The 19,181-nt window shown below is 58.3% G+C and carries 17 protein-coding genes and 1 pseudogene; 11 read left to right on the forward strand and 7 right to left on the reverse strand.

Annotated elements, in window-relative coordinates; translation table 11 throughout:
* Nucleotides 1–39: 39 nt before the first annotated feature.
* The 3 genes from pyrC to mdtH form a co-directional block, all read right to left on the reverse strand.
* Nucleotides 40–1,086: a dihydroorotase gene (pyrC, locus tag CWM61_RS23555; protein ID WP_100632019.1), complete on the reverse strand. Its 1,047-nt coding sequence runs from the start codon at nucleotides 1,084–1,086 to the stop codon at nucleotides 40–42.
* Nucleotides 1,087–1,211: 125 nt separating this feature from the next.
* Nucleotides 1,212–1,772, reverse strand: a complete 561-nt coding sequence (locus CWM61_RS23560; RefSeq protein WP_061155089.1) for a lipoprotein — start codon at nucleotides 1,770–1,772, stop codon at nucleotides 1,212–1,214.
* Between the two features lie 114 nt (nucleotides 1,773–1,886).
* A complete protein-coding gene (gene mdtH / locus CWM61_RS23565; protein ID WP_074386341.1) occupies nucleotides 1,887–3,095 on the reverse strand; it encodes a multidrug efflux MFS transporter MdtH in 1,209 nt (402 codons plus the stop codon).
* 228 nt (nucleotides 3,096–3,323) lie between these two features.
* Here mdtH and rimJ point away from each other — a divergent pair, with 228 nt between their 5' ends.
* The 4 genes from rimJ to murJ all read left to right on the forward strand — a co-directional run bounded on the left by rimJ (nucleotide 3,324) and on the right by murJ (nucleotide 7,144).
* The gene (gene rimJ, locus CWM61_RS23570) at nucleotides 3,324–3,908 is read left to right on the forward strand and encodes a ribosomal protein S5-alanine N-acetyltransferase (RefSeq protein WP_008805973.1); all 585 of its coding nucleotides are present in this window, start codon (nucleotides 3,324–3,326) and stop codon (nucleotides 3,906–3,908) included.
* A 9-nt stretch (nucleotides 3,909–3,917) separates the two neighbouring features.
* Nucleotides 3,918–4,571 (forward strand): YceH family protein, encoded by a 654-nt coding sequence (locus CWM61_RS23575; RefSeq protein ID WP_074386340.1) that lies wholly within the window; start codon nucleotides 3,918–3,920, stop codon nucleotides 4,569–4,571.
* Between the two features lie 14 nt (nucleotides 4,572–4,585).
* Nucleotides 4,586–5,497, forward strand: coding sequence for a Gfo/Idh/MocA family protein (locus CWM61_RS23580; RefSeq protein ID WP_165785302.1), 912 nt, complete (start codon nucleotides 4,586–4,588; stop codon nucleotides 5,495–5,497).
* Between the two features lie 111 nt (nucleotides 5,498–5,608).
* Entirely contained in the window at nucleotides 5,609–7,144 is a 1,536-nt protein-coding gene (murJ, locus tag CWM61_RS23585; RefSeq protein ID WP_061155086.1) for a murein biosynthesis integral membrane protein MurJ, read from the forward strand.
* 53 nt (nucleotides 7,145–7,197) lie between these two features.
* Here murJ and CWM61_RS23590 read toward each other — a convergent pair whose 3' ends face one another.
* On the reverse strand, nucleotides 7,198–8,412 hold the full coding sequence (locus CWM61_RS23590; RefSeq protein ID WP_074386337.1) for an MFS transporter: 1,215 nt from the start codon (nucleotides 8,410–8,412) through the stop codon (nucleotides 7,198–7,200).
* A 16-nt stretch (nucleotides 8,413–8,428) separates the two neighbouring features.
* On the opposite strand from CWM61_RS23590, the gene CWM61_RS23595 reads away from it, so the two are divergent.
* Nucleotides 8,429–9,457 carry a LysR family transcriptional regulator gene (locus CWM61_RS23595; RefSeq protein ID WP_165785016.1) on the forward strand — a complete coding sequence of 343 codons (1,029 nt, stop codon included), beginning with the start codon at nucleotides 8,429–8,431 and terminating at the stop codon, nucleotides 9,455–9,457.
* A gap of 38 nt (nucleotides 9,458–9,495) precedes the next feature.
* Here the strand turns inward: CWM61_RS23595 and CWM61_RS29980 are convergent, their stop codons facing one another.
* Both CWM61_RS29980 and rne read right to left on the reverse strand, forming a co-directional pair.
* On the reverse strand, nucleotides 9,496–9,654 hold the full coding sequence (locus CWM61_RS29980; RefSeq protein ID WP_207779821.1) for a hypothetical protein: 159 nt from the start codon (nucleotides 9,652–9,654) through the stop codon (nucleotides 9,496–9,498).
* A gap of 143 nt (nucleotides 9,655–9,797) precedes the next feature.
* Nucleotides 9,798–12,792, reverse strand: a pseudogene (gene rne, locus CWM61_RS23600) (ribonuclease E).
* A 699-nt stretch (nucleotides 12,793–13,491) separates the two neighbouring features.
* Here rne and rluC point away from each other — a divergent pair.
* The gene (gene rluC / locus CWM61_RS23610; protein WP_074386607.1) at nucleotides 13,492–14,445 is read left to right on the forward strand and encodes a 23S rRNA pseudouridine(955/2504/2580) synthase RluC; all 954 of its coding nucleotides are present in this window, start codon (nucleotides 13,492–13,494) and stop codon (nucleotides 14,443–14,445) included.
* A 36-nt stretch (nucleotides 14,446–14,481) separates the two neighbouring features.
* Here rluC and CWM61_RS23615 read toward each other — a convergent pair whose 3' ends face one another.
* Nucleotides 14,482–15,066: a Maf family protein gene (locus CWM61_RS23615; protein WP_074386334.1), complete on the reverse strand. Its 585-nt coding sequence runs from the start codon at nucleotides 15,064–15,066 to the stop codon at nucleotides 14,482–14,484.
* A gap of 141 nt (nucleotides 15,067–15,207) precedes the next feature.
* Here CWM61_RS23615 and yceD point away from each other — a divergent pair, with 141 nt between their 5' ends.
* From yceD to fabD, 5 genes are all read left to right on the forward strand, one after another.
* Complete coding sequence (gene yceD / locus CWM61_RS23620) at nucleotides 15,208–15,729, forward strand: 23S rRNA accumulation protein YceD (protein WP_008805983.1); 522 nt, start codon at nucleotides 15,208–15,210, stop codon at nucleotides 15,727–15,729.
* Nucleotides 15,730–15,745: 16 nt separating this feature from the next.
* Complete coding sequence (rpmF, locus tag CWM61_RS23625; protein WP_000290724.1) at nucleotides 15,746–15,919, forward strand: 50S ribosomal protein L32; 174 nt, start codon at nucleotides 15,746–15,748, stop codon at nucleotides 15,917–15,919.
* Between the two features lie 203 nt (nucleotides 15,920–16,122).
* A complete protein-coding gene (plsX, locus tag CWM61_RS23630) occupies nucleotides 16,123–17,220 on the forward strand; it encodes a phosphate acyltransferase PlsX (protein ID WP_206052723.1) in 1,098 nt (365 codons plus the stop codon).
* A 54-nt stretch (nucleotides 17,221–17,274) separates the two neighbouring features.
* A complete protein-coding gene (locus CWM61_RS23635; protein ID WP_002899288.1) occupies nucleotides 17,275–18,228 on the forward strand; it encodes a beta-ketoacyl-ACP synthase III in 954 nt (317 codons plus the stop codon).
* A 15-nt stretch (nucleotides 18,229–18,243) separates the two neighbouring features.
* On the forward strand, nucleotides 18,244–19,173 hold the full coding sequence (gene fabD / locus CWM61_RS23640; RefSeq protein ID WP_061155079.1) for an ACP S-malonyltransferase: 930 nt from the start codon (nucleotides 18,244–18,246) through the stop codon (nucleotides 19,171–19,173).
* The last annotated feature ends 8 nt before the right edge of the window (nucleotides 19,174–19,181 follow it).

A 19,181-nucleotide genomic window follows, 5' to 3' on the forward strand; every position in this document is an offset into this window, starting at 1 on the left:
CAGTATCTGGTGAGCATTGACAACAGGGGGCTACGTTTTTTATCGCTTCATCGTCCAGCGAACGGTTTCACCCGCCAGGAACGGGACCAGGCTGTCATTGGGCAGCGCAATGCTGTCAACGACCGTGGTCTCTTCACGCACCAGCTCAACATAGCTTTCATTGAGCGGCAGACCGTAGAAGCGCGGGCCGTTCAGCGAGCAGAAGGCTTCAAAGTGCTGCAGAGCGTTCATTTCTTCAAAAACGGTGGCGTAGCTGCCGAGGGCGGTCGGGGCGTTGAAGCAACCGGCACAGCCGCAGCTGGCTTCCTTACGATGGCGGGCGTGCGGCGCGGAGTCGGTGCCAAGGAAGGCGCGGCTAAAGCCACTGGCGACCAGTTCGCGCAGCGCCTGCTGATGAATATTGCGCTTGAGCACCGGCAGGCAGTACAGGTGAGGACGAATACCGCCGACCAGCATATGGTTGCGGTTAAACATCAGATGCTGCGGGGTGATGGTGGCCGCTAATAACTCATTGCCGTCACGTACATACTCGGCGGCATCTTTAGTGGTGATATGTTCAAAAACCACCTTCAGGCCGGGCAGGCGCTGACGCAGGGGTTCCATTACCGTCTCAATAAAGCGCGCTTCACGATCGAAAATATCAATCTCGGCGTGGGTCACTTCGCCGTGAACCAGCAGCGGCATGCCCAGTTTTTCCATCCGCTCCAGCACCGGCATAATGGCATCGGTGCTGGTGACACCGTGGCTGGAGTTGGTGGTGGCGTTGGCCGGGTAGAGTTTGGCGGCGGTGAACACGCCTTCGTTAAAGCCGCGCTCCAGCTCCGCCGGGTCGAGAGAGTCTGTCAGATAGCAGGTCATCAACGGGGTAAAATCGTGCCCGGCCGGGACGGCGTCCATAATGCGCTGGCGATAGGCGATAGCCGCCGCGACGGTGGTGACAGGCGGCACCAGATTCGGCATCACGATCGCCCGGCCATAAAACTCACTGGTGTAAGGCACGACGGTTTTCAGCATATCGTCATCACGCAGATGGATATGCCAGTCGTCTGGGCGGCGGATTTTCAATACCTGGGGTTGTGCTGTCATGGAAGGCTCCGGCTAATAGGTTCAGTCATCAGGGCTGTTTTTTGCCGGGCACTAAGGATAAGCGTAAACGTTTTCCTTTGCACTCATTTCCGTAAAAAATTCAGGGCGCCGTAGCGCCCTGGAGATTAATTGGTAAAGGGGATGACAATTTCGCCCGGTTTCACCTCTATGCCCTTGGCATATTTCTTCGCCAGCGCTTCGCCGGTGCTGGCGTCTTCACGCAGGACATAGGCCGGTTGCTGGCTGAAGTAGCTGCGCAGCGACTGATTCAGATAGGGGAGCAGAGCCTGAATCACCGACTGCAGTTTCTCAGGTGCCACTTTGGCATCGACCACCTCCATTTCCTGCAGGAAGATAGCGCCTTTGTCTCTGTCAAAGGTTGGTAGCGCTTTGAGCTTCAGATCGATCGTCGCTTTCTGCGTCCCGAAGAGGGAGTTCAGATCGACGTTGGCGACCCCGGTCAGCGTGACTTTGCCCGGCTCTTCACGGCCAATAGCGCTGGTCAGGTTCTGCAGTTCAATATGGGCGTCGGCAACGCCTTTCAGACCAATATCTTTGGCGAAATGGTTACGCTTCTGCAGCGCCTGGTTTATCTCCTGCTCGCTTACCGTGTATTGGGTCAACTGGTTACAGCCGCTCAGCAGACCGCTGACAATCAGCGCAGCGGCGATCAATATCTTTTTCATAGGGCTCCTCAAGCTCGTACCATCATTCATCCTGACACAAAGCATCATGACCTGTCAGCACCCTTCATGCCAGCAGAATAGGCTGAAAGGCAGGAGAAACCGCGGACGTACGGTCTAGGTACGCGGCTCCAGCATGCCGGAGGCAGAGCGTTTCGGACTGAATTGCCACCACAGGGCAAGGAAGGTGATAAAGCCGATGGCGCCGAGCATCAGCCACGGCAGCTCGGGTTGGCCCGCGGCTTTCCCTGCATCAAATAGCCAGCCGCCGCCCGCGTAACCCAGCGCGCCGCCGAAGGCGAGTCCCAGGCGGCTGAACCCCATATAGCTGCCGCGTGCCCGGGCGTCCGCCAGCGAGGCGCCCAGCGTCTCCCTGGCCGGTTCAGCAATGATCGAACCGATGTAAAACAGGCAGATCAGGGTAAATAACTGCTGCAAACTGCTGGTCATGCCAATCGGCAGCATCGCCAGCGTCATCACCAGCAGACCAGCCATCAGCCGGTGCTCAAGGCGGTAGCGTTTCTCGCTCCAGCGGGCAATGGGATAGAGCAGGGTCAGCGAAATGGTGGCTTCGATGGCGTACATCCACTTCACGGCGGCCGGCGAACCGGCGATGTCGTTTACCATGATCGGCAGCATCAGCATCACCTGCACCGCCAGCATGTAATAGCCCGTCAGCGTCAGGACATAGGTGACGAAGCGTTTGTCCCGCAGCACCCTGCCCAGCCCCTCACGGACTGGCGTTTTCACCGTGGACAGTTTCCATGCTGGCAGATACCAGGCGTTAAACGCCGCGCAGGCGATAAACAGCGCAGCCCCGGCGCTGCACACAAGGCGGAAGTCATACTGTAGCAGCCAACTGCCAAGCAAGGCGCCAATCACCGCGCCGGCGCTGTCCTGCATCATCAAAAGGGAGAAAAAGCGGCCGCGCTGATGCGGGCGCACTAGTTTGACCACCAGCGCGGCCCGCGGCGGATCGAACAGCGTCCCGCCGAGTCCGGAGAGAATGCACGATAACCACAACACCCATGGCTCATGGGCGACAGCCATCGCCGCGAAGCCGCCGGCGCGCATCAGCATGCCGGTGACAATCATGGGTTTGGCGCCGAAGCGGTCGGCGATGGCGCCGCCAAAGATACCTAATCCCTGCTGCACCAGCTGGCGCAGGCCGAGCGCAATGCCGACCATTAGCGCTGCCCAGCCCATCTGATCGACAAAGCGGATGGAGATCAGCGGAAAGACGACAAAAAAGCCCAGCACGACCAGCATGTTATCGACTAACAGGAAATATTTACCCAGGCTCCTTGCCTGCGAGACGCGGGACATTTCCCCTCCAGGGAAAAATAGAGATAAGCGAGGATATTCTGCGGGCAATCTGCTGCTTTTCCCAGCACCCTTGCGACAATATTTTTTTATCAAAAAGCAAGATCGATTGAGCCTATTCATCGAAAAGAGGAGATGGCGCAGAAAATGGTATGTTGCTGTTTTCACACTATCGTGCAGGACAGGTATAGTGATGAGAGCAAGATTGAAGTCAGGGGGACTGAAAAGGAAATGTTTGGCTATCGCAGTAACGTGCCGAAGGTGCGTTTGACGACGGACCGGCTGGTGGTGCGCCTGGTCCACGATCGTGACGCCTGGCGTCTGGCCGATTATTACGCCGAGAATAAAGTATTCTTAAAACCCTGGGAGCCGGTACGTGACGACAGCCACTGCTACCCCTCCGGGTGGCAGGCGCGCCTGTCGATGATCGGCGAGTTTCATAAGCAGGGGTCAGCCTTTTATTTCGCGCTGCTCGATGCGGAGGAAAAAGAGATCGTTGGCGTGGCGAATTTCTCCAACGTGGTTCGCGGATCATTCCATGCCTGTTATCTCGGCTACTCCATTGGCGAAAAGTGGCAAGGGCAGGGGCTGATGTTTGAAGCGCTGACCGCCGCGATTCGCTATATGCAGCGCACGCAGCATATTCATCGCATTATGGCCAACTATATGCCGCATAATCAGCGCAGCGGCGCATTGCTGGCACGGTTGGGGTTCGAAAAAGAGGGTTACGCCAAAGATTATCTTCTGATTGACGGGCAGTGGCGTGACCATGTACTGACGGCGCTAACGACGCCGGACTGGTCAGCAGGGCGCTAAGGAGAGAGGATGAAATATCAGTTAACCGCGCACGAAGCGCGCGTCATTGGCTGTCTGCTGGAAAAGCAGGTCACCACGCCCGAGCAGTACCCGCTGTCGGTGAACGCCGTGGTGACCGCCTGCAATCAGAAAACCAACCGCGAGCCTGTGATGTCGCTGAGCGAAGGCGAGGTCCAGACGCTGCTGGATACCCTGGTGAAGCGCCACTATCTGCGCACGGTCAGCGGGTTTGGCAATCGGGTCACCAAATATGAGCAGCGTTTTTGCAACTCCGAATTTGGCGATCTGAAACTCAACGCCGGCGAGGTGGCGGTGGTGACGACGCTGCTGCTGCGCGGCGCCCAGACGCCGGGTGAATTACGCAGCCGGGCGCAGCGGATGCATGAGTTCAGCGATATGGCGGAAGTGGAAAGCGTGCTGGAAGGGCTGGCGACACGCGAAGATGGCCCCTTTGTCGCTCGTCTGCCCCGGGAGCCGGGGAAACGGGAAAGCCGCTATATGCATCTGTTTTGCGATGACATGGACACGCTGATCACCACGGTGGAAGCACTCTCGCCGCTGGAAGACGATGACGATCTGCGCGCCCGGGTTGAAGCACTGGAAGGCGAGGTGGCAGAGTTGAAAGCGCGCCTTGACTCGCTGTTACACCATCTGGGGGACTAAACGTGGGGACAAGACTGCGCATTGGGGTGGTTGGCTTAGGGGGCATCGCGCAGAAAGCGTGGTTGCCGGTGTTAGGCGCTGCGGAAAGCTGGACGCTGCAGGCGGCCTGGTCGCCAGGAAAAGAGAAGGCATTGCGCATCTGCGAAACCTGGCGGATCCCGTATGCTGATTCGCTGGATGCCCTGGCGGCGCAGTGTGATGCGGTCTTTGTCCATACGTCGACGGCTTCACATCATGAAGTGGTGAATCACTTGCTGAATGCCGGGGTTCATGTTTGTGTGGATAAACCGCTGGCGGACAAACTGAGCGAGGCGGAAGCGCTGGTCGAGCTGGCTGCCCGGCGTCATCTGACGCTGATGGTCGGTTTCAATCGCCGCTTTGCACCACTCTATCGTGAACTGAAGGGGCGGCTGGGCGAGGCGGCCTCGCTGCGAATGGATAAGCACCGTAGCGATAGCGTAGGCAACGATCTGCGCTTTACCCTTCTCGATGATTATCTGCATGTGGTAGATACCGCGTTGTGGCTGGCTGACGGCCAGGCGCGCCTGCGCGGCGGCGCGCTGCAGATCACCCCGCAGGGCGAAATGCTCTATGCCGAACACCTGTTCAGTTCATCCAGGCTGCAGGTCACCACCAGCATGCACCGCCGTGCCGGAAGCCAGCGTGAGTGGGTGCAGGCGGTCACCGATGGCGGGTTATATGCGGTGAGCGAGATGCGCGAGTGGCAGGAGGAGTGTGGTCTTGGCGTGGTCCAGCGCCCGGTGGCAGGCTGGCAAACCACGCTCGAGCAGCGCGGTTTTGTCGGCTGTGCGCGTCATTTCATCGAATGCGTGCAAAATCAGACGGTTCCGGAAACCGCAGGCGAACAGGCGCTGCTGGCTCAGCGGGTGGTCGATAAGCTCTGGCGTGACGCCATCAGCGAATAATCCGTTGTAACAACTGACTGTAGTAATTCATATTGAACCCGGTAGACTATCGCCACTTTCCAGCGCCCGCATTTGCGGGCGTTTTACTCCAGGGTTTGGAATAATAACGTAATGAATCTTTTAAAATCACTGGCGGCCGTCAGTTCGATGACCATGTTTTCGCGCGTGCTGGGCTTTGCCCGCGATGCGATTGTCGCGCGCATTTTTGGCGCCGGGATGGCGACCGATGCCTTTTTTGTCGCCTTCAAGCTGCCTAATCTGCTGCGGCGTATTTTTGCCGAAGGCGCCTTCTCGCAGGCATTTGTACCGATCCTTGCCGAATATAAAAGCAAACAGGGCGAAGATGCCACCCGGGTATTTGTCTCTTACGTCTCCGGATTGCTGACCCTGGCCCTGGCGATCGTCACCGTTATCGGGATGCTGGCGGCGCCGTGGGTGATCACCATTACAGCGCCCGGATTTGCCGATACCGCCGATAAATTTGCGCTGACCACCCAGCTGCTGCGCATTACCTTCCCCTATATTTTGCTGATCTCCCTGGCTTCACTGGTGGGCGCTATCCTCAATACCTGGAACCGCTTCTCGGTGCCGGCCTTTGCACCGACATTCCTCAACGTCAGCATGATTGGCTTTGCGCTGTTTGCCGCGCCGTACTTCCATCCGCCGGTGCTGGCGCTGGCCTGGGCGGTGACGGTCGGCGGCGTGCTGCAGCTGGCCTATCAGCTGCCGCATCTGAAGAAGATTGGCATGCTGGTTCTGCCCAGAATTAATTTGAAAGATGCTGGTGCAATGCGGGTTGTGAAGCAGATGGGGCCGGCAATCCTTGGCGTGTCGGTGAGCCAGATCTCCCTTATCATCAATACCATCTTCGCTTCGTTTCTCGTGTCGGGGTCGGTGTCGTGGATGTACTATGCCGACCGTCTGATGGAGTTTCCGTCAGGTGTCCTGGGCGTGGCGCTCGGCACCATTCTGCTGCCGTCATTGTCGAAAAGCTTCGCCAGCGGTAACCATGACGAGTATTGCCGCCTGATGGACTGGGGGCTGCGACTTTGCTTCCTGCTGGCGTTGCCGAGCGCGGTGGCGCTGGGGATCCTCGCCAAGCCGCTGACCGTGGCCCTGTTCCAGTACGGTAAATTCAGCGCCTTTGATGCGGCGATGACCCAGCGTGCGCTGGTGGCCTATTCCGTGGGGTTGATGGGTCTTATCGTGGTGAAAGTACTGGCGCCTGGCTTCTATTCTCGTCAGAACATCAAAACGCCGGTCAAGATTGCCATTGTCACCCTGATTATGACCCAGGTGATGAACCTGGCGTTTATCGGCCCACTCAAGCATGCGGGTTTGTCGCTGTCCATCGGCCTGGCGGCTTGTCTCAATGCCGCGCTGCTGTACTGGCAACTGCGTAAACAGAAAATTTTCACTCCACAGCCCGGCTGGCTAGCCTTCCTGTTGCGCTTGATCGCGGCGGTGGTGGTGATGGCCGCCGCGCTGCTGGGCGTCATGCATCTCATGCCGGAGTGGTCTCAGGGGACGATGCCGTTCCGTCTGATGCGCCTGCTGGTGGTGGTGGTCGCCGGAGTGGTGGCTTATTTCGCCACGCTGCTGGTGTTGGGTTTCCGCGTAAAAGAGTTTGCCCGTCGCACAGCGTAAGCCATTGCGAGGGTAAGAGGAAACCCGCTTCGCCTCAGGCGAAGCGGGTTTTTTTATGATGTGCGGCGTTCGGCTGCGATGATGCGCGCATTCTCCAGCAGGCGGATCGCCAGGGCGATTGCCCCGCTGACGACGGCCAGCGTGACCACTCCGTTCCAGCCGGCCAGCACGTACAGCTTGCTGCCCAGCACTGACCCCAGCGACATCCCAATAAAAACGACGGTGAACAGCAGGGCGTTAAGGCGGCCACGGGCCTGCGGCTCCAGGCTGTAAACCAGGTTCTGATGCGCCACCAGACTTGACTGCAGGCCGAGATCGAAGCCAATAGCCGAGAGAGCAATCAGCGCCAGCTGGCCGTGCAGAGGGAGCAGCGGCAGCATAAACATCAGGGCGAAGGAGAGGGTGACCAGCGCTGCGCCCATCTGAGTCACTTTGCCGGCGCCAAACTTATCGGCCAGTCCGCCCGCCAGTGGTGCCGCCAGCGCCCCGGCGGCACCGGCGATACCAAAGCCACCCGCTACTGCGCTCCCCATGTGATAGTGTTCTGAGAGCATCACCGCCAGCGTCGACCAGAAAGCGCTGAAGGCGACAGAGAGCGCCCCCTGAGCCAGCGCGGCGCGGCGTAACGCCGGATAGCGCTGCCACAGATGGGCCATTGAGGCCATCAGCTGCGGATAGCTCAGCGTCGAGTGAATGGCGAAGCGTGGCAGGACCCGCCACATCACCAGGCCAATCAGCGCAACGCTGACTGCAGCCGCCTGATACATCACCCGCCAGCCGAATACGGCGCCCACTACACCGCTGACTGTCCTGGAGAGCAGGATCCCCAGCAGCAGTCCGGTCATCACCGTGCCCACCATTTTTCCCTGCTTACCTGCCGGGGCGAGGATCGCCGCCGCAGGAACGATATCCTGCGCCATGGTGGCCGCCATGCCGATCAGCAGACTGGCCACCAGCAGTGAGGTGAGCTGGCCGGTAAGGCTGCACAGGAACAGCAGGATCGCCAGCATTGCGCTCTTCAGCAGGATCAGCCGGCGGCGATCGTGACGGTCGCCGAGCGGGAGCAGGAACAGAATGCCGAGCGCGTAGCCAGCCTGCGTCAGGGTAGGGACCAGCCCCATTCCTTCTACCGACAGGTGGAGATTAGCGCCCATCAGCGGCAGCAGCGGCTGCGCATAATAGATAGAGGCAACGCTAAAGCCGGCGCCGAGCGCGAGAATGAAGATAATCCAACCTGCGTCGCGGGTGGAAAGGGAAGTCGGTGTCATGATCAGTACCTCATAGATGCGATGGCGCTATTTTTCCCTGAATGCAGCTGGCGCGGTAGCCGGGCTGGTGGTAAAACGGTTATACGTAGCACGTATAGGCAAAAGAAAAATGAAAAGACAGGAGCGTATAGACCGCATTGAGCTGATGCGCACCTATATTCGTATTATAGAGGCCGGCTCACTCTCCGCCGCCGCGGGGCAGATGGATACCACCCAGGCGACCGTCAGCCGCCGCCTGCAGTCCCTTGAAGGACTGCTGGGGGTGAAGTTGATCCTGCGCACGACCCATGCGATGAAGCTCACTGACGATGGCGAACGCTGTTATCGCCATGCCCGTCAGGTCGTGGACGCCTGGCTGGCGCTGGAGGATGACCTGCGTATTGCCGACGATCAGCCCGTGGGGGTGCTGCGGGTACGGGCGCCCCATGCTTTTGGTCAGCAACAGCTGTTGGCGCCGCTGGTCGCATTTCTGCAGCGTTATCCGCAACTGTCGGTCGAGTGGATGCTGAATGATAATACCGTCGACTTTCTCAGCGATAATATCGACTGCGCCATCCGCGTTGGCGCGGAGGTGGATCCAGCCACGGTATCCGTGTTGCTGGCGGAAGTGCCGCGCTGTGTGGTGGCCTCCCCTGAACTCCTGGCGAAGTACCCGCCGTTAACCTCGCTGGAGGCGCTATCCGGCCTGCCGTGGATCGCCATTAATACCTTTTATCAGCATGAGGTACGGCTCCGGCATCTGGAAAGTGGGCAAATCGTCTCGACGGCCATCACCCCCTGCCTGAGCACTGACAGCCTGTACGTCGCGCGAAATACCGCGCTGGCGGGGCTGGGGGTGGCGATGGTGTCCAGCTGGACGGTCGTGGAGGATATTGCCGCCGGACGGCTGATTGAGCTGTTCCCGCAGTGGCGCCCCGCCTCGCTGCCGGTTCATCTGGTTTATCCCTGGGCGCGCTATTATCCGACACGCTTGCGTAAGTTCCTTGACCTGATGCGGGAGATCATGCCGGATCTGGCCGGGATGCAGCGTCCGCAAAGCGCATAAAAAAACCGGCCAGAGGCCGGTTTTTTTATTAAGCACGCTTACTCGACGGGCTGTGGGCGGGTCGGTTCTGCGGTGGCTTTATGGGTCGCACTATGACCACCGGCGGCGCCTTTACCTTCAAAAGCGAACGGCGGGCGCACCCAGGTGCTGTGGCGCGGCGCTTCCGGGACATAGTCCGGAGCAGGCGCACGGGTCATCGGCGCGGTAGCATGGCGATCGCCAGCCACAACCAAAGGTTGACTTACCGGCGTTTCAGCTTTGACCGGTTCGACAGGGGCCGTAGGGGCGGCTTCGGTCACCGGTGCTTCCACCTCGGTTTCTGCAGCCGGCGCAATGGTTTCTACTGGCGCTTCAACGACAGACGCCGTTTCCACCACTTCAGGTTCAACCGTGACCGGCTCGGCGTCGATCGTCACTGACGCAATGGCCTGAGGCGCTTCGACAGCTGGCGCTTCGGCCGGGACTGGCTCGACAGCTGCTGGCTCGACAACTTCCGGAGTATCAACGATCACCGGCTCGGCGGCGACGACGGGTTCGACGACCACCGGCTCAGCGGTAACCGGCTCCATGGTAGCTGGTTCGACGGTAACCGGCGCGGCAGTGACGGGTTCAACCACGGCAACCGGCGCCGCTACAGCTTCGACGGCTTCAATGGCGCTGGTGTCCTGAACCGGAACCTGAACCTCTTCCGGCAGTTGGTCCTGCGGACGAACGACCGGGTAGCGGATCCAGACTTTACCGGAAGCCATCTCCGGCGAGGCGCAGGCGACGGTCAGCGGCATTGGCGACTGGGTCGGATAGCGTTCATCACGATAGCGACGACGACGCTGCCCACTGACGCGCAGATGACGCGGGGAACGACGTGAGCGGCGCGGCATGCCGTTAGCTTCACGGGATTCGCCGTTTTCGTCGTGGTCCACCACGCTTTCCACTACCGCTGGCAGTTCGGCGTTCACCGGCTCGCTGCGCGGGGCGGCGACTTCAGCCACAACGGCCTCAGGCGCGATCTCGGCAGTTTGCTCAGCGACGGTAGACTCAAAGCGCACTTTCTGGGAAAGCTGACGCGGTTTACGACGCGGCAGAGTTTGCACACGCTCTTCCTGCTCAGTCTCCTGCACTTCCGGCTCTTCACGCGTTTGCGCTTTGGTTTCCTGCTGCGCCTGACGTTTGTCGTCATTGCGGCGGCGGGAGCGTTCACGGCGCGGCTGCTGCTCGTCACGGGATTTGGTCTTGTCCGCATCATCGCCGACGGTCTGACGAACGTCACGCGCTTCTGCGTTTTGCGGCTGCTTCTCGCGACGGTTGCGACGGTTTTCTTCACGCGATTCACGCGGCTCGCGGCCCTCGGCATTGTCCGCACGGGCGTCGCGATTGTCACGGTTATCGCGGTTGTCACGATTGTCGCGGTTATCACGATTGTCACGATTGTCGCGGTTATCACGATTGTCGCGGTTATCACGGCGATCGTTGCGGTCGTTGCGATCGCGGCGGTTGTTGCTCCGCGGTTTACGGCGCTCCTGCTGACGCTCCGGTTTTTCTTCCGCTTTCTTCTCGACCTGAACTTCAGCAGGTTTGGCTTCTTCTTCGGTGCCAGAGAAGATATTTTTCAGTGCGCTGAAGAAGCGCGAGAGCAGTCCTGGCTGCGCCGGTGCAGCGGCCACGGCCGGTGTCGCTGCGACGACGACAGGGGCGGCAACAGGCTCTTCCAGCATCGGTGCTGGCGGTGCGTCAGGCATCACAAAGGTGGCCAGTGCAGGCTGTTCAGGGCGTTTACGCTCTGCCGGCTCTTCGTCACCAGGCAGCGCCATCTCTTCTTCATGCAGCTTCGGCAGCAGATAGCTCAGCGTTGAGGTCTCTTCACCTTTGCGCACGCGCAGGACGGAGTAGTGCGGCGTTTGCATTTCGTCGTTTGGCACGATAATGACGCGGACATCACCCTGACGGGATTCGATAGCGCTCACTGCGGCACGTTTCTCGTTCAGCAGATAAGAGGCGATCGGTACCGGAACGATAGCGTGGACTTCTTTGGTGTTCTCTTTCAGCGCTTCTTCTTCAATCAGACGCAGAATAGAGAGCGACAGCGATTCGTTATCACGCACGGTACCGGTGCCGGAGCAGCGCGGGCAGACGTGATGGCTGGACTCGCCCAGCGACGGGCTCAGGCGCTGGCGAGACATCTCCAGCAGGCCGAAGCGCGAAATATGGCTGATCTGAATGCGCGCGCGGTCCTGACGGACGGCTTCACGCAGACGGTTTTCCACTGCGCGCTGGTGGCGAACCGGGGTCATATCGATGAAGTCGATAACGATCAAGCCGCCAAGGTCGCGCAGACGGAGCTGGCGGGCAATCTCGTCAGCCGCTTCGAGGTTGGTATTGAAGGCCGTCTCTTCGATATCGCCGCCGCGGGTGGCGCGGGCGGAGTTGATATCGATCGCGGTCAGCGCTTCGGTGCTATCGATAACGATTGACCCGCCGGAAGGCAGGCGCACTTCACGCTGGAAGGCGGACTCAATTTGCGATTCGATCTGGTAATGGCTGAACAGCGGGATTTCACCGGTGTACAGTTTGATTTTGCTGCTGAAATCCGGGCGACCCAGCGCGGCGATATGCTGGCGCGCCAGCTCGAGCACTTTCGGGTTATCGATCAGGATTTCGCCGATGTCCTGGCGCAGATAGTCGCGGAAGGCGCGGACAATCACGTTGCTTTCCTGGTGGATCAGGAACGGCGCCGGACGGCTTTCCGCGGCTTTCTGAATCGCTTCCCAGTGTTTCAGACGGAAGCTCAGGTCCCACTGCAGGGCTTCGGCAGATTTGCCGACGCCAGCGGTGCGAACGATAAGGCCCATGCCATCCGGAAGCTCCAGGCTCGCCAGCGCTTCTTTCAGTTCGGTACGATCGTCACCCTCGATACGGCGGGAAATTCCCCCCGCGCGCGGGTTGTTCGGCATCAGGACCAGATAGCTGCCTGCCAGGCTGATAAAGGTGGTGAGCGCAGCGCCTTTGTTGCCGCGTTCCTCTTTATCAATCTGCACGATAACTTCCTGACCTTCACGCAGCACGTCTTTGATATTAGGACGACCGTGCGCATTGTAGTTAGCGGGGAAGTATTCGCGGGCGATTTCTTTGAGGGGGAGGAAACCATGACGCTCAGCGCCGTAATCGACAAACGCGGCTTCAAGGCTAGGTTCAATGCGGGTGATTTTGCCTTTGTAGATGTTCGCTTTTTTCTGTTCGTGCCCGGGGCTTTCGATATCCAGGTCGTACAGGCGCTGCCCATCAACAAGGGCGACGCGCAACTCTTCCTGCTGAGTTGCGTTGATTAACATTCTTTTCATCGTAACTTACTCATTATTCTTACATTGACGACTAAGCTGCGGGCAGAGTAATGCCTTTCCGGGGGAAAACCGATGGCCTCGTGTCTGGTTCACGTCGCCAACCTCACGGTTGTCGCGCGCTTAAGAGGCGCAGAGTGTCGGTCGCCTGTGTTTCAAACGGAAACACAGCGCAATTATTCAGGGGAACAGCCTGGGATGTATCACCAGAGAATATTCCATTTATACTCGTCGTCTTTCGCGTTGCAGGCATGGTGGCTTAACCTGCTCACCTCGATCAAAGGATCCAGATGAGCTCCCGGGAGTCCCGGAGTTGACGCCTTCCTGCGACTTGAAATCCATAGAGCCTGTACCGGTAAGGACTGCAACCCGCAGCCCGCTAACTGTCTGAAAGATCACAACGTCTTACGCCATTGCTGCGTGGGCGATCGGTCAGACAAAATTGGTCATTCCGCTAATGTCTTGTTCTAACAAGATGCAATACGGAAAACGGTCTCATTATTCCATTGCTAACCTTGTTATAGCAAGTTGACTTTCACCTTTTATCACCCGGTTACTCACAGTTTTATCACCTGCCCATACAGATTGTTCTAATAACAAACAAAATGGCGGACAGGTAAACCGTGAAAACAGGATAATGATAAATATAAGCATATAAAAATGAGTGGCGCTAATGCGTCCGGCTATTTAGAATCGCGCACCATGAAAACTGAGACCCCAACCGTAAAAATGATTGCCATCGCTGCTGATGAAGCGGGGCAACGTATCGACAACTTTTTGCGTACCCAATTGAAAGGCGTACCGAAGAGCATGATTTATCGCATCCTGCGTAAAGGCGAGGTGCGGGTAAACAAAAAGCGTGTGAAGCCGGAGTATAAGCTGGAAGCGGGCGATGAAGTCCGTATCCCGCCGGTGCGCGTGGCAGAGCGTGAAGAAGAGGCGGTATCGCCACATCTGCAGAAAGTAGCGGCGCTCTCTGAAGTGATCCTCTATGAAGACGACCATATTCTGGTGCTCAACAAACCTTCCGGTACTGCGGTACATGGCGGCAGCGGCCTGAGCTTTGGCGTGATTGAAGGGCTGCGCGCCCTGCGCCCGGAGGCTCGTTTCCTTGAGCTGGTGCATCGTCTCGACCGCGATACCTCCGGCGTGCTGCTGGTGGCAAAAAAACGCTCAGCGCTGCGTTCGCTGCACGAGCAACTGCGCGATAAAGGCATGCAGAAAGATTACCTGGCGCTGGTGCGCGGTCAGTGGCAGTCGCATACCAAAGTGGTGCAGGCCCCGCTGTTGAAGAACATTCTGCAGAGCGGAGAGCGTATCGTTCGCGTGAGTCAGGAAGGCAAACCGTCGGAGACGCGCTTTAAAGTGGAAGAGCGTTACGAATTCGCCACGCTGGTGCGCTGCAGCCCGGTCACCGGGCGCACGCATCAGATCCGCGTTCATACCCAGTATGCCGGCCATCCTATCGCTTTTGACGATCGCTATGGCGACCGCGAGTTCGACAAGCAGCTGTCCGCTACCGGCTTAAACCGTCTGTTCCTGCACGCGGCGGCGCTGAAGTTTACCCACCCGGGCAGCGGGGAGGTGATGCGCGTTGAAGCGCCGCTGGATAACCAGCTGAAGCACTGTTTACAGGTGCTACGTAAAAGCAAATAAGCATAACGGCGGAATCAGTTCCGCCGTTTTTTTCCTTTAGTCTAACAGCGGATTGTTATTCTCTCGGCGCAGCATCTGACACAGCGCAATTAAGGGTAAACCGACCAGGGTATTCGGGTCGCGGCCTTCCAGCCTTTCAAATAGCGTAATTCCTAACCCCTCACTCTTGAAACTCCCGGCGCATTGCAGCGGGTTCTCTTTGCGGACGTAGCCTTCAATCTCTTTATCGCTGAGATGGCGAAAGTGAACGTCAAAGGGCTCGCATTCGGTTTGCAGATGGCCGCTGGCGGAGTTGTATAGCGCCAGACCGGTATAAAAGGTGACGATGGTCCCGCTGGCCTTTCTCAACTGCTGGCGGGCTTTTTCCTCGGTGTGCGGTTTGCCGGTGATCTCACCATCTAATACGCAAACCTGATCGGAGCCTATAATAAGGTGGTGCGGGTAGCGGGTGGCCAGGCTTTGCGCTTTGGCTTGTGCCAGCCGGGTGACAAGCTGACGCGCGGATTCTTCCGGCAGCGGCGTTTCGTCAACGTCAGGCGCGGCACATTCAAACGGTAAGCCCAGTTTTTCCAGCAGCATGCGCCGCCAGGGAGAGGTTGACGCGAGGATAAGTTCAGACATATTTTTTCATCCACATATAGCGCTTCGCAGAGCATCATCTTAAACTATGCGCCGCAATGTGTGCGAATAAATGGCAAAAGGCAACCTGAGGCTGCCTTTTTCTTTGACTCTATGACATTACAAAGTTAATATGCGCGCCCTATGCAAAAGGTAAAATTACCCCTGACTCTTGATCCGGTCCGCACGGCTCAAAAACGCCTTGATTACGAAGGCATCTATGCCCGCGATCAGGTTGAACGTGTAGCCGATTCTGTAGTCAGCGTGGACAGCGATGTGGAATGCAGCATGTCGTTCGCTATCGATAACCAGCGTCTCGCCGTCATCACTGGCGATGCAAAGGTGACGGTAACCCTCGAATGCCAGCGTTGCGGGAAACCGTTCCCTCATCACGTCCACACCACGTATTGTTTTAGCCCCGTCAGAAATGACGAACAGGCCGAAGCACTACCGGAAGCGTATGAGCCGATTGAGGTTAACGAATTCGGTGAAATCGACCTGCAGGCAATGGTCGAGGATGAAATTATCCTCTCCCTGCCCGTAGTTCCGGTGCATGATTCTGAACACTGTGAAGTGTCCGACGCGGACATGGTCTTTGGCGAATTGCCTGAAGAGGCACAAAAACCAAATCCATTTGCCGTATTAGCCAGCTTAAAGCGTAAGTAATTGAGGAGTAAGGTCCATGGCCGTACAACAGAATAAACCAACCCGTTCCAAACGTGGCATGCGTCGTTCCCATGACGCGCTGACCGCAGTCACCAGCCTGTCTGTAGACAAAACTTCTGGTGAGAAACACCTGCGTCACCACATCACTGCCGACGGTTTCTACCGCGGTCGCAAGGTTATCGCTAAGTAATCACGCGATACTCGCAGGATTTCCCGTTGCAGGCCATGGCGGGCGTGTGCGTCCCTGGAAACTCGGTTAACCCGGTCACCAGGGGCATCAATGCCCGAATTGTTGCGTCTGCAGCGTGAATATTCGCGAGTGCCAGCGTGATGAAGCTTAGTGAGGACTCCCCGGGCAACTGGGGAATCACCGAACCGGGCAGCGACGATACCTTGACACGTCTAACCCTGGCGTTAGATGTCATGGGGGGCGATTTTGGCCCATCCGTGACGGTGCCTGCAGCACTGCAGGCACTGAACTCTAATTCGCAACTCACACTTCTTTTAGTCGGCGACCCCGACGCCATCACGCCATTACTCGCCAAAGCTGACTTTGAACAACGTTCGCGTCTGCAGGTTATTCCTGCGCAGTCAGTTATTGCCAGTGATGCGCGACCCGCACAGGCTATCCGCAGCAGTCGCGGAAGCTCAATGCGCGTGGCGCTGGAGCTTGTGAAAGAAGGGCGGGCGGAAGCCTGCGTCAGCGCCGGCAACACCGGCGCGCTGATGGGGCTGGCGAAACTGCTGCTCAAACCGATCGAAGGTATTGAGCGGCCGGCGCTGGTGACGGTTCTGCCGCACCAGCAGAAGGGCAAAACCGTGGTGCTGGATCTCGGCGCCAACGTCGATTGCGACAGCACGATGCTGGTGCAGTTCGCCGTCATGGGCGCGGTGCTGGCGGAGGAAGTGGTTGGCATTACCAACCCGCGCGTCGCCTTGCTGAATATCGGCGAAGAAGAGATGAAAGGCCTCAGCAGCATTCGCGATGCTGCCGCAGTGCTGAAAACGCTGCCTTCCCTCAACTACATCGGCTATCTTGAAGCCAATGAATTGTTGACCGGAAAAACCGATGTGCTGGTTTGTGATGGATTCACGGGCAACGTCACATTAAAAACCATGGAAGGTGTTGTCAGAATGTTCCTTTCGCTGCTGAAATCTCAGGGAGAGGGCAAAAAACGGTCGTGGTGGCTGCTGTTATTAAAACGTTGGTTACAAAAAAGCCTGGCGAGGCGATTCAGTCACCTCAACCCCGACCAGTATAATGGCGCCTGTCTGTTAGGATTGCGCGGTTCCGTGATCAAGAGTCATGGTGCTGCCAATCAACGCGCCTTTAGCGTCGCGATAGAGCAGGCAGTGCAGGCGGTGCAGCGGCAAATTCCTCAACGGATCGCCGCGCGCCTGGAATCTTTATACCCAGCTGGTTTCGCGCTGCCGGAAAGCGACAGTGACGTGAACTCCCGACAGCAAAGCGGGACGAATGGCCACGATTGACGCCGCGGCAGGTTGAAAGAGGCGGGTATATTACCCAAGAGTGACTGAGCGTACATGTATACGAAGATTATTGGTACCGGCAGCTATCTGCCCGAGCAAGTGCGTACAAACGCCGACCTGGAAAAAATGGTAGAGACCTCTGACGAGTGGATTGTCACCCGCACAGGTATCCGTGAGCGTCGTATTGCCGCAGCGCATGAAACAGTTGCTACGATGGGCTTTGAAGCCGCAAAGCAGGCGCTGGCGATGGCGGGCGTGTCCGCGGAGCAAATTGGTCTGATTATCGTTGCGACCACCTCCGGCACGCATGCGTTTCCGAGTTCGGCATGCCAGATTCAGTCTATGCTGGGCGTCAAGGGCTGTCCGGCGTTTGACGTCGCCGCCGCCTGCGCCGGTTTCACCTATGCGCTGAGCGTCGCCGATCAGTACGTGAAAAACGGCGCGGTGGATTATGCGCTGGTGGTGGGGGCCGATGTGCTGGCGCGCACCTGTGACCCGGCCGATCGCGGAACGATTATTATTTTCGGCGACGGCGCCGGCGCCGTGGTGCTGGGCGCGTCTGAAGAGCCAGGCATTATCTCGACGCACCTGCATGCCGACGGTAGCTATGGTGAACTGCTGACCCTGCCGAACGCTGATCGCGTCGATCCGGAAAACCCGATCTATCTGACGATGGCCGGCAATGAAGTCTTTAAAGTAGCGGTCACCGAACTGGCGCATATCGTTGACGAGACGCTGGCAGCCAACAATCTTGAGCGCTCGGCGCTGGACTGGCTGGTGCCGCATCAGGCTAACCTGCGTATCATTAGCGCGACAGCGAAGAAACTGGGCATGTCGATGGATAACGTCGTCGTGACGCTTGACCGCCATGGCAACACCTCCGCGGCGTCAGTTCCTTGCGCGCTGGATGAGGCTGTCCGCGATGGCCGCATTCAACGCGGTCAGCTGATTTTGCTGGAAGCCTTTGGTGGCGGTTTCACCTGGGGTTCCGCGCTGGTTCGTTTTTAGTATAAGGATTTAAACATGACGCAATTTGCTTTTGTGTTCCCGGGACAGGGTTCTCAGGCCGTAGGTATGCTGGCCGATATGGCTGCCACCTGGCCGGTGATTGAAGAGACCTTCGGTGAAGCTTCCGCAGCGTTGGGTTACGATCTGTGGGCGCTGGCTCAACAGGGCCCGGCAGAAGAACTGAATAAAACCTGGCAGACCCAGCCGGCGCTGCTGACCGCCTCCGTGGCGCTGTACCGCGTCTGGCAGCAGCAGGGCGGCAAAGCGCCGACGCTGCTGGCGGGTCACAGCCTCGGCGAATACTCCGCGCTGGTCTGTGCCGGCGTTATTGATTTCGCGGATGCCGTTCGTCTGGTTGAACTGCGCGGGAAATTCATGCAGGAAGCCGTACCGGCAGGTACTGGCGCGATGTCTGCGATTATCGGTCTCGATGACGCTTCTATCGCCAAAGCGTGTGAAGAGTCCGCCGAAGGGCAGGTGGTTTCGCCGGTGAACTACAATTCGCCGGGCCAGGTGGTTATCGCCGGGCACAAAGAGGCCGTTGAACGTGCTGGCGCTGCATGTAAAGCTGCAGGCGCCAAACGTGCGCTGCCGCTGCCGGTGAGCGTGCCGTCCCACTGCGCGCTGATGAAGCCAGCTGCAGAAAAACTGGCGCTGGAGTTGCAGAAAATCACCTTCAACGCGCCGACGATTCCGGTGGTGAATAACGTCGACGTGAAATGCGAAACCACGCCAGACGCCATTCGCGACGCGCTGGTGCGCCAGCTGTACAGTCCGGTTCAGTGGACCAAAACCGTTGAGTTTATGGCTGCTCAGGGCGTAACGCATCTGTATGAGGTTGGCCCGGGTAAAGTCCTCACCGGTCTGACCAAACGTATTGTTGACACCCTGACCGCTTCCGCGCTTAACGAGCCGGCGGCGATGTCTGCGGCGCTTGAGCAATAAAAGAGGAA

Origin of the sequence: Klebsiella sp. K-Nf6, assembly GCF_002806655.1 — a bacterium.
Lineage (GTDB): Bacteria > Pseudomonadota > Gammaproteobacteria > Enterobacterales > Enterobacteriaceae > Klebsiella > Klebsiella variicola.